Here is a 9,807-nt window from a genome sequence, read left to right on the forward strand (position 1 = left end):
GGCCGTCCACGCCACCGCAGCCGCGTTGCTGCGGCGCAACCGCGACTTCGAGGGCCTGACTGTCGCGGTGTCGGCCGGCGGCACCCGGGAACCGATCGACCCGGTGCGCTTCCTGGGCAACCGGTCCAGCGGACGACAAGGGGTGGCGCTGGCGGTGGCGGCTGCTGAGCGCGGCGCACAGGTGCTGCTGGCAGCGGCCAACGTCGCCGGTGACGTGCTCGCCGCCGCCCGCATCCCAGGCATCGAGATCGTGCCCGCCGGCTCCACCGCGGAACTGTCCGCGGTGATGAACGACTTCGCCGCCCGCGCCGACATCATCATCATGGCCGCCGCGGTGGCCGACTACGGGGTGGCCGACGTGGCCGAGGGCAAGATCACCAAGGAGTCCGGCGAGGTGCCCACCATCGTCCTCACCGAGAACGAGGACATCGTGGCCGGGCTGGCGTCCCGGCGCCGGGACGGCCAGACCATCGTCGGCTTCGCAGCCGAGACCGTCCGCGGTGACGAACTGCTCGAACGCGGCCGCCGCAAGCGGCGTCGCAAGAACCTCGACCTGCTCGCGGTCAACGAGGTCGGGTGGACCAGCGGCTTCGGCACCCCCGACAACAAGCTGCTCATCCTGGACGCCGGCGACACCGTCATTTCCGAGGCGGAGGGCTCGAAGCGGGTTGTGGCAGACGCCTTGCTGGACGCCATCCTGGCCACCCGCGGTCAGCCTCCGCCAGCCGGCTCGATGTGACTTGTCGGGCCGAGGATGCCATGCTGGTTGGTCGGTGGGCCCCGATGCGACAGCAGGATTAGAGTGCGCTAAAGTCTGGCGATGTATCGCGTCGATACATTCGGCGTTAACTGATGGCCCCGATGAATCAGGTGTTCCACATGTCCCTGCGTCAACCTGCCCTGGATCTGGCGATCCTCGGGCGACTGGCGCATGGTCCATCCCATGGCTACGAGTTGCGCAAGCACGTGAGCATGGTCAACACCTACCAGCACAAGGTGTCGTTCGGCTCGATCTACCCAGCGCTACGCCGGCTGCTCAATCGCGGCCTGATCTGCGACTGCGGTGCCGGCCGCCCGCGGCTGGTCGGTGGTCGGTCCCGACGCACCTACCACATCACCCCCGCCGGGGAGGAGTACCTGTCCAGCAAACTGTCCAGCGCCGATCCCGCGGCGTGGGCCGATGACTTCGGCGTCCGGTTCAGCCTGCTCGGGATGACCGACTGGGCCACCCGGCTGCGCATCCTGCGCGACCGGCGCGACCACGCGGCGTCCCACCTGGCGGTGCTCGAGCAGGCCACCCCATCGTGGCTGGACCGTTACTCAACCGAACTTGTGCGGCGCGCGCGGGACGTCGTCGCGAATGAGATCGTCTGGCTCGACCAGATGATCGCCGTAGAAGAATCCGCAACTGACAAGGAGACAAGATGACAGCGATTCGCGTCGCGATCGTCGGCGTGGGCAATTGTGCGTCGTCGCTCGTGCAGGGTGTTACCTACTACCGGGACGCCGAGATCGGCGAGACGATTCCCGGCCTGATGCACGTCCAGTTCGGTGACTACCACGTGCGTGATCTCGAGTTCGTCGCTGCCTTCGACGTGGACGCCGCCAAGGTTGGCCTCGACCTGGCCGACGCCATCAACGCCAGCGAGAACAACACCATCAAGTTGTGTGACGTTGCCGCCACCGGCGTCAGCGTGCAGCGCGGCGTCACCCTCGACGGCCTCGGCAAGTACTACCGCGAGACGATCGTCGAGTCGGACGCCGAGCCGGTCGACGTGGTCCAGGCGCTCAAGGACGCCCAGGTCGACGTGGTGGTCAGCTACCTGCCGGTCGGCTCGGAGGAGGCCGACAAGTACTACGCCCAGTGCGCCATCGATGCGGGTTGCGCGTTCGTCAACTGCCTGCCAGTCTTCATCGCCTCCGACCCCGAGTGGGCCCAGAAGTTCACCGATGCCGGGCTGCCCATCGTCGGCGACGACATCAAGTCGCAGATCGGCGCCACCATCACCCACCGGGTGCTGGCCAAGCTGTTCGAGGACCGCGGCATCACCATCGACCGCACCTACCAGCTCAACGTCGGCGGCAACATGGACTTCAAGAACATGCTGGAGCGCGACCGGCTGGTGTCGAAGAAGATCTCCAAGACCCAGGCGGTCACCAGCAATGTGCACCACCACTTCGACGACCGCGACATCCACGTCGGCCCGTCCGACTACGTCGACTGGCTGGACGACCGCAAGTGGGCATTCGTCCGGCTGGAGGGCCGCAACTTCGGTGGCGCCCCGGTCAGCCTGGAGTACAAGCTCGAGGTCTGGGACTCCCCGAACTCGGCCGGTGTGGTGATCGACGCCGTCCGTGCGGCCAAGATCGGCCTGGACCGCGGCGTCGGTGGTCCGCTGCTCTCACCGTCCAGCTTCTTCATGAAGTCGCCGCCCGAACAGCGGAACGACGAGATCGCGCATGAGACCACCGAGAAGTTCATCCGGGGCGAGATCGAGCGCTGAGCAGCTCCACGTCGAGTAGCTGAAGCGAGGGCGGATACCTGAGGGATCCGCCCTTGCCGCATTCAACGGCGACGGATGGGTGCGCCGCCGCATAGGGTTGCCTCATGTCGCCCTCCGTCGACCCGTCCGGTTCCACCGACCCGGTCACGGTCGACCTCGGGCCAACGCGCACCCAACTGGTCAGCGCCTTCGTCTGGGCCGCGATCGGCCTGGTGCTGGGGCTGGCCTTCGTCTGGTTCGGCAGCGCCGGCGGCGACGGCTTCGCGATCGTGATCGGGGTGGTCATCACCTGGTTGGCGGCGGTCTCCAGCTTCCTGGAGTACCGCCACCTGCCGGGCGCACTGATCAGGATCGACGCCGACCGGGTGGTGGTGCAGCCGCGCCGCGGCGACCACATGGTGGTCCCGACCCGGACGGTCGGCACGCTGCGGATCGAGTACGCACCGCCGCTGCGACGCGGGTTCGGACGCCGTCACCGCCGGCCGGCGAGTGACCTGCCGCCGGGCTGGTGGCTGCTGATCGAACCTGGACCCGACGCCCCCCGGCTGCCCGGCCATGACCGGGCCTTCGCCATCGGCGTGGACGTCGGTCGGGTGCACCAGCTGGACGCCGCCGCCCGGCAGTTCGGTCTGGTCGTGGGGGCCCCCAAGTACGGGCCAGCCGGGGAATATCCGTCACCGCCCAAAGGTTGAGTGCAATAGACTCAAGTTTGTCTCCAAGGAACGATTACCACACCAAGAGGTTCGATGGACACCGAGAAGCTGACCACCATGAGCCGCGACGCGGTCTCGACCGCGCTGCGCATCGCACTCACCAACGGCAACCCGACTGCTGAGCCGGTGCACCTGCTGCACGCGCTGCTGATGGTGCCCGACAACTCAGTGTCGCCGCTGCTGGCGAAGATCGGCGTCGACGCCGGCCAGATCGACCAGCAGGCCGAGGCCGCGATCAAGAAGCTGCCCAGCAGCTCGGGGGCCTCCGTTACCCAGCCGCAACTGTCCGGCGCCTTAGCCCGCGTGATGGCGGACGCCGAGACCCGCGCCGGGCAGATGGGTGACCAGTTCGTCGCCACCGAGCACCTGCTGATCTCGCTCAGCCACGTGCAGTCCGAGGCCGCCACCATCCTCAACCGCGCCGGTGCGGTCGCCGACAAGCTGACCGAGGTCTTCAACGACGCCCGCGGGTCGAAGCGGGTCACCAGCGCCGAGTCCGAGGGCGGTGAGTCCGCCCTCGACAAGTACTCGGTCGACCTGACCGCCCGGGCCCGGGAGGGCAGGCTCGACCCGGTGATCGGCCGGGACGCCGAGATCCGCCGGGTGGTGCAGGTGCTCAGCCGGCGCACCAAGAACAACCCGGTGCTGATCGGTGAGCCCGGCGTCGGCAAGACCGCCGTCGTGGAAGGGCTGGCGCAGCGAGTGGTGGCCGGCGATGTCCCCGATTCGCTGAAGGGCCGCCGACTGGTCAGCCTTGACCTGGCGTCCATGGTCGCCGGCGCAAAGTACCGGGGTGAGTTCGAGGAGCGGCTGAAGGCCGTCCTGAACGAGATCAAGGAGGCCCAGGGCCAGATCGTCACCTTCATCGACGAACTGCACACCGTCGTGGGTGCCGGCGCGTCCGAGGGGGCGATGGACGCCTCCAACATGCTCAAGCCGATGCTGGCCCGCGGCGAGTTGCGGATGATCGGCGCCACCACGCTGGACGAGTACCGGGAACGGATCGAGAAGGACCCGGCCCTGGAGCGGCGCTTCCAGCAGGTCTACGTGGGCGAGCCCAGCGTGGAGGACACCGTCGCCATCCTGCGCGGCATCCGCGAACGCTACGAGGCCCACCATAAGGTGCGAATCACCGACGGCGCGCTGGTCGCCGCGGCGTCCCTGTCGAACCGGTACATCTCCAACCGACAGCTGCCCGACAAGGCGATCGACCTGGTCGACGAGGCCGCGTCCCGACTGCGGATGGAGATCGACTCCTCACCGGAGGAGATCGACCAGTTGCGCAGGCAGGTCGACCGATTGACCATGGAGCAGTTCGCGCTGGGCGCCGAGGACGACGAGGCCTCCCGCGGCCGGCTGGAGTTGCTGAATGCCGAACTGGCCGACGCCAAGGAGAAGCTGCGGGCGCTGGAGGCGCAGTGGGACGCCGAGAAGAGCGGCCTGAACCGCGTCGGTGAGCTGAAGGAGCAGATCGACGCGCTGCGCACCGACGCCGAGCGCTACCAGCGCGAGGGCAACCTGGAGAAGTCCGCACAGATCATCTACGGCGAGATCCCGGCCCTGGAGAAGGAGATGGCGGCCGCCGAGGCGTCGGCCGGGCAGAAGAAGACCATGGTCTCCGAGGAGGTGACCAGCACCGACATCGCCGAGGTGGTCAGCGCCTGGACCGGTATTCCGGTCGGCAAGATGCTGGAGGGCGAGTCGCAGAAGCTGCTCGAGATGGAGGACCGGATCGGGCAACGGCTGATCGGCCAGGAAGCGGCGGTCAGGGCGGTGTCCGACGCGGTCAGGCGGGCCCGCGCCGGCATCTCCGACCCGAACCGGCCGACCGGCAGCTTCCTCTTCCTCGGCCCGACCGGGGTCGGCAAGACCGAGCTGGCCAAGGCGCTGGCGGAGTTCCTCTTCGACGACGAGCAGGCGATGGTGCGCATCGACATGAGCGAGTACATGGAGAAGCACACCGTGTCACGGCTGGTCGGTGCGCCACCCGGCTACATCGGCTACGAGGAGGGCGGCCAGCTGACCGAGGCGGTGCGCCGCCGTCCCTACTCGGTGATCCTGCTGGACGAGGTCGAGAAGGCCCACTCCGATGTGTTCAACATCCTGCTGCAGGTGCTGGACGATGGCCGGCTGACCGACGGCCAGGGCCGCACCGTCGACTTCCGCAACGTCATCCTGATCATGACCTCGAACTTGGGCAGCAACTTCCTGGCCGACCAGGACCTGGATGAGCAGGCCAAGCGGAACGCCGTGATGGGTGTGGTGCGCAAGGCGTTCCGGCCCGAGTTCCTGAACCGGCTGGACGAGATCGTCATGTTCGAGTCCCTGACCCGCGACGACCTGGCCCGGATCGTGGTCATCAACCTGCGGCGCATCAACCGCCGGCTGACCGACCGCCGGATCACCATCGAGATCGCCGACGGCGGCCGCGAGTGGCTCGCCGACCGCGGCTACGACCCGGTCTACGGGGCGCGTCCACTGCGGAGGCTGCTGCAGACCACCGTGGAGGACCAGTTGGCACGCAAGCTGCTCGCCGGTGAGGTCACCGACGGCCAGACGGTCCGGTTCGACGTCGCGCCCGACGGTGATGATCTGGAGATCGTCCAGGTCGATGGCTGATGGCGAGTTCCACCTGATCCCGGACAAACCAGGGTGGGTGCTGGTGATGGACGGGGTGGCCCAGTCGTGGGTCGACCCCGATGATCCCACCCGTCTGGAGTTCGGCTACCTGCTGCGGATGGCGGACTACCTCGACGAGTGCGCGCCACCGGGGGAGCGGATGCGGGTCATCCACGTCGGCGGGGCGGCGATGGTGATGGCCCGCTACGTGGCCGCCCGGCGTCCCACCTCACCGCAGATCGTGCTGGAACCCAACGCCGCCCTCATCGAGATGGTCCGCACCAGGCTGCCGCTGCCCGCCAGGTCGGGCATCAAGGTGCGGGCAGTGGACGGGCGCAGCGGGATCTCGGCCATGCCGAACCACTACGCACGAGTGGTGATCGTGGACGCCTTCGCCGACGCCCGGGTGCCGGCCGACCTGGTCAGCGCCGAATTCGTCGCCGACGTCGCACGGGTGCTGCGCGACGACGGACTGCTGCTGTTCAACCTGATCGACATCAGCCCGCTGCGCTGGACGCGGCGGGTGCTGGCCACCCTGGAGCTGTGCTTCCCCAACCTCGCGCTGAGCGCCGAATCCGCCACCCTCAAGGGCCGCCGGCACGGCAACCTGGTCGCCGCCGCCAGCCGCGTCCCGCTGCCGATGGACCGGGTGGTGCGCCGCGCGGCCGGCTCGGCGTTTCCCTATCGCGTCCTGCACGGCCAGGCCCTGCAACAGTTCAAGGGATTCTGCGAACCGTTCACCGACGCCGACGCCGAACCGTCGCCCGGCGTCGAGCGGGGACTTCGCTACTTCGAGTAGACCCGCATCGGGCGGGGAACTGCCACACTGGGCAGATCAGCGACGCGGAGGCAGCAGATGGACTCCCGGGATCTCCAGGGCACCGCCCGGCATGTGCAGCAGAACCAGCCGTACCGGGTGCTGGTCAAGGTGGGACTGGTGGCTTACGGTGTGGTGCACCTGGTGATCGCCTGGCTGGCCTTCCGGCTCGCGTTCGGCGAGGCGGAAGGAGAGGCCAGCAACACCGGGGCGCTGCGCCAACTGGCCCAGACCCCGATCGGCCTGGTGCTGATGTGGCTGGTGGTGGTGGGCATGGCCACCCTGGTCGTCTGGCAGGCCGTGGCCGCCGGGGTCGGCTACACCGAGTACGACGGATCCAAACGGGTCCGCAAACGGTTGGGCGCGGTCGGCCGGATGGTCATCTACGCCGCCCTCGGAGTCGCCGCCACCCAGATCGCCATCGGCGCCCGAACCGACTCCAACACCGAGCAGCAGGTGACCTCAGGGCTGCTCGGCCTGCCCGGTGGACCGATCCTGGTCGGGCTGGTCGGGGTGGCGATCGTCGGGTACGGCGGCTGGAACATCGTCAAGGGCCTCACCGGACGGTACAACGAGGAGATCCGCACCCAGCTGCAGGGCGCCGGCAAGGTGCTGGCAGTGCTGGGCCACGTCGCCAAGGGCATCGCATTTGCCGTGATGGGGGCACTCTTCGTCTGGGCGGCGGCGAGTTACGACCCACAGAAGGCCGGCGGCCTGGACGCGGCCCTGAACACCATCCGCAGCCAGCCGGCCGGCAGCCTGCTGCTGGTCATCATCGCGGTGGGTATCGCATGTTTCGGAGTCTGGTGCTTCCTCTGGGCGGCTCACGCCAAGCACGCCTGACGTGCCCCATAAGGTTGTCCGCATGAACCAGCCAAAGCCGACCCCGCTCGTCGTCCAGACCGTCAGCCCGCCGCCAACCGTACAGCTCACCGACTCGTTGGTGACCACTGAGCACGTCATCGGCACCGCCGAAGGTGAACTGCGCTACACTGCGCGCACCGGGCGGATCGTGCTACGCGAGGACGACGAAACCGAAGGCGTGTTCGGCGGACGAAGCGACCGCGCCCAGTTGGGCGTGACCGCCTACACCCTGGCCGACGCCGACGTCACCACCCGGCCGATCACCTTCTGCTTCAACGGGGGCCCCGGCTCGGCGTCCATCTGGCTGCACATGGGCCTGGTCGGCCCCCGCATCGTCGACATCGGTGAGGTGGACGACCCCGCCACGCCGCCCTACCGGCTCAAGGACAATGCGCACACCCTGCTCCGCGCCACCGACCTGGTGGTGATCGACGCGATGAGCACCGGCTACTCCAGGGTCGCGGAGGGGCACAAGCCCAAGGACTGGCACGGCTGGAAGGCCGACGTCGAACTGTTCACCGAGTTCATCCGGCTGTGGTGCACCCGCTTCGACCGTTGGATGAGCCCCAAGTTCATCCTGGGTGAGTCGTACGGCACCATCCGCGGGGTCTCGGTGGCCCAGAAGCTCCAGGACGACCACGGGATGTACCTCAACGGCATCATCCTGCTCAGCAGCGTGCTCGACTTCGGCTCCCAGGACTTCGAGAACCCCCGCTGGGACGCCGCCAGCCTGCACTTCCTGCCCAGCTACGCGGCCATCGCCTGGTATCACGGCAAGCACCCCGACCAGACGCTGGAACAGGTGCGCGCCGAGGCCGAGCAGTTCGCCGACGGCCCGTACCGGCTGGCGCTGGCCAAGGGTCGCCGTCTCGACCCCGACCAGCGCAGCGAGGTCGCCGGCACGCTGGCCCGGCTGACCGGGCTGCCGCGCCGCTATGTCGAGCTCACCGGGCTGCGGATCGAGCACGAACGGTTCTGCGCCGAGCTGCTGCGCGACCAGGGTCTGGTGGTGGGACGCATCGACGGCCGCTACACCGGGCCGGCCGCGTCCGGTACCGAGGAGGCCATGAACACCGACCCGAGCGGGGACGCCACCCTCGGCGCGTTCACCGCCGCCCTGCACCACTACCTGCGCGCCGAACTCGGCAGCACCGAGGAGATGCCCTACTGGGTCTCGGCAGACCTGTGGCGGGACTGGAACTACGCCGAGTTCCAGGGCCGCCCGGTCAGCGTGGCCGACCGGCTGGAACGGTTGATGCGGGCCAACCCGGCGCTGCAGGTTCGCATCGAATACGGCTACTACGACCTGGCCACCCCCTACTTCGCCGCCCAGGACATGGTCGATCATCTGCGGCTTGCGGACGAGGCCTTTGAGCGGATCAGCCACGCCTACTTCGAAACCGGGCACATGCCCTACCTCCACGGTCCCAGCCGGATCCGCGAGGCAGATGAGCAGTGCGACTGGATCCGGGCCTCGGCCGGGCAGTGACCGATGGCCTCATCGACCAGGGTTCGACGCAGCTGGAGCGCGCGCGGGCTGCGGCTGGCCTGGCTGCTGCTGGTAGTGGCGCTGGTGGCGGCGGCGATCTGGGTGCTGTGGCTGCTGGTCGGCAGCAACCAGTTGGCGCACAACCAGGCGTCCCGGGCGCTGGCGGGCTTCGAGTCGTCCTGCCACACGGTGGGCGGGCCGGCCGCCGAGGGCTCGGTCATCGGGATGCTGGGCTTCCCGGACAGTTCCGCCGACAACTGGCCGATCCTGGCGGGGATCTCGGGGCGGGAACTGGGCACCGGGGTCGGCTGGTACCCGCAGACCGCTGAACCGGGCGCAGTCGGCAACATGGTGCTGACCGGCTACCGCGTCACCAACGGCGAACCCTTCGCCGGGCTGCTCGAACTAGAGGTCGGCGACCGCGTCCAGGTGACCACCTGCGACACCGTCCACACCTATGTCATCGAGGTCGCCCCGCGCGAGTTGACGGTGCAGGCCGACGACAGCTGGGTGCTGGACGCCGTGCCCGGCCAGCCCGGCCGGGTACCGACCGGACGGATGCTCACCCTGGTCACCAGCCAGGACCTGTTGCCGACCAGCGACCGCTCGGTGGGGTTCGCCACGTTGGCGTCCTCGCAACCCAGGTAGCCCGCGGCCGCGGGCGGGGCGGCACCCCTAGGAGACTGCTGAACAAGTGCGTGTCTGTGCCCGGGTGGTGGGGCCGGGTGCGGGAGCCTTGGTCGTGTGCAGGGGCGATCGCGGGATCAGCGGGATCTGTTCGATGCGGAGTCGATGGCCGGG

At 68.7% G+C, this 9,807-nt stretch carries 9 protein-coding genes; all 9 read left to right on the forward strand.

All coding sequences use genetic code 11. The annotated features are described in order from the left end of the window. A partial coding sequence (locus WBL05_RS11665) for a phosphopantothenoylcysteine decarboxylase (RefSeq protein WP_424226103.1) occupies positions 1–739 on the forward strand: 739 nt, incomplete at its 5' end. 122 nt (positions 740–861) lie between these two features. Continuing rightward, the gene (locus WBL05_RS11670; RefSeq protein WP_424226104.1) at positions 862–1,428 is read left to right on the forward strand and encodes a PadR family transcriptional regulator; all 567 of its coding nucleotides are present in this window, start codon (positions 862–864) and stop codon (positions 1,426–1,428) included. Continuing rightward, on the forward strand, positions 1,425–2,504 hold the full coding sequence (locus WBL05_RS11675) for an inositol-3-phosphate synthase (RefSeq protein ID WP_424226105.1): 1,080 nt from the start codon (positions 1,425–1,427) through the stop codon (positions 2,502–2,504). The genes WBL05_RS11670 and WBL05_RS11675 overlap by 4 nt, the downstream gene beginning before the upstream one ends. 104 nt (positions 2,505–2,608) lie before the next feature. Next, positions 2,609–3,196, forward strand: coding sequence for a hypothetical protein (locus WBL05_RS11680; RefSeq protein ID WP_424226107.1), 588 nt, complete (start codon positions 2,609–2,611; stop codon positions 3,194–3,196). A 54-nt stretch (positions 3,197–3,250) separates the two neighbouring features. Then, complete coding sequence (clpB, locus tag WBL05_RS11685) at positions 3,251–5,836, forward strand: ATP-dependent chaperone ClpB (protein ID WP_424226108.1); 2,586 nt, start codon at positions 3,251–3,253, stop codon at positions 5,834–5,836. Next, positions 5,829–6,635: a spermidine synthase gene (locus WBL05_RS11690; protein ID WP_424226110.1), complete on the forward strand. Its 807-nt coding sequence runs from the start codon at positions 5,829–5,831 to the stop codon at positions 6,633–6,635. Before clpB ends, WBL05_RS11690 begins: the two co-directional genes overlap by 8 nt. Before the next feature lie 57 nt (positions 6,636–6,692). Further along, complete coding sequence (locus WBL05_RS11695) at positions 6,693–7,496, forward strand: DUF1206 domain-containing protein (RefSeq protein ID WP_424226112.1); 804 nt, start codon at positions 6,693–6,695, stop codon at positions 7,494–7,496. A gap of 22 nt (positions 7,497–7,518) precedes the next feature. Further along, positions 7,519–9,006, forward strand: coding sequence for a S10 family peptidase (locus WBL05_RS11700; RefSeq protein WP_424226114.1), 1,488 nt, complete (start codon positions 7,519–7,521; stop codon positions 9,004–9,006). A 3-nt stretch (positions 9,007–9,009) separates the two neighbouring features. Then, positions 9,010–9,654, forward strand: coding sequence for a class E sortase (locus tag WBL05_RS11705; RefSeq protein WP_424226115.1), 645 nt, complete (start codon positions 9,010–9,012; stop codon positions 9,652–9,654). The last annotated feature ends 153 nt before the right edge of the window (positions 9,655–9,807 follow it).

Origin of the sequence: Brooklawnia sp. (assembly GCF_049651565.1) — a bacterium.
Lineage (GTDB): Bacteria > Actinomycetota > Actinomycetes > Propionibacteriales > Propionibacteriaceae > Brooklawnia.

Bases quoted from the DNA above. Each gene is read 5' to 3' on its own strand.
- WBL05_RS11670 (WP_424226104.1), top strand. From the start codon at position 862: ATGAATCAGGTGTTCCACATGTCCCTGCGTCAACCTGCCCTGGATCTG.
- WBL05_RS11675 (WP_424226105.1), top strand. From the start codon at position 1,425: ATGACAGCGATTCGCGTCGCGATCGTCGGCGTGGGCAATTGTGCGTCG.
- WBL05_RS11680 (WP_424226107.1), top strand. From the start codon at position 2,609: ATGTCGCCCTCCGTCGACCCGTCCGGTTCCACCGACCCGGTCACGGTC.
- clpB (WP_424226108.1), top strand. From the start codon at position 3,251: ATGGACACCGAGAAGCTGACCACCATGAGCCGCGACGCGGTCTCGACC.
- WBL05_RS11690 (WP_424226110.1), top strand. From the start codon at position 5,829: ATGGCTGATGGCGAGTTCCACCTGATCCCGGACAAACCAGGGTGGGTG.
- WBL05_RS11695 (WP_424226112.1), top strand. From the start codon at position 6,693: ATGGACTCCCGGGATCTCCAGGGCACCGCCCGGCATGTGCAGCAGAAC.
- WBL05_RS11700 (WP_424226114.1), top strand. From the start codon at position 7,519: ATGAACCAGCCAAAGCCGACCCCGCTCGTCGTCCAGACCGTCAGCCCG.
- WBL05_RS11705 (WP_424226115.1), top strand. From the start codon at position 9,010: ATGGCCTCATCGACCAGGGTTCGACGCAGCTGGAGCGCGCGCGGGCTG.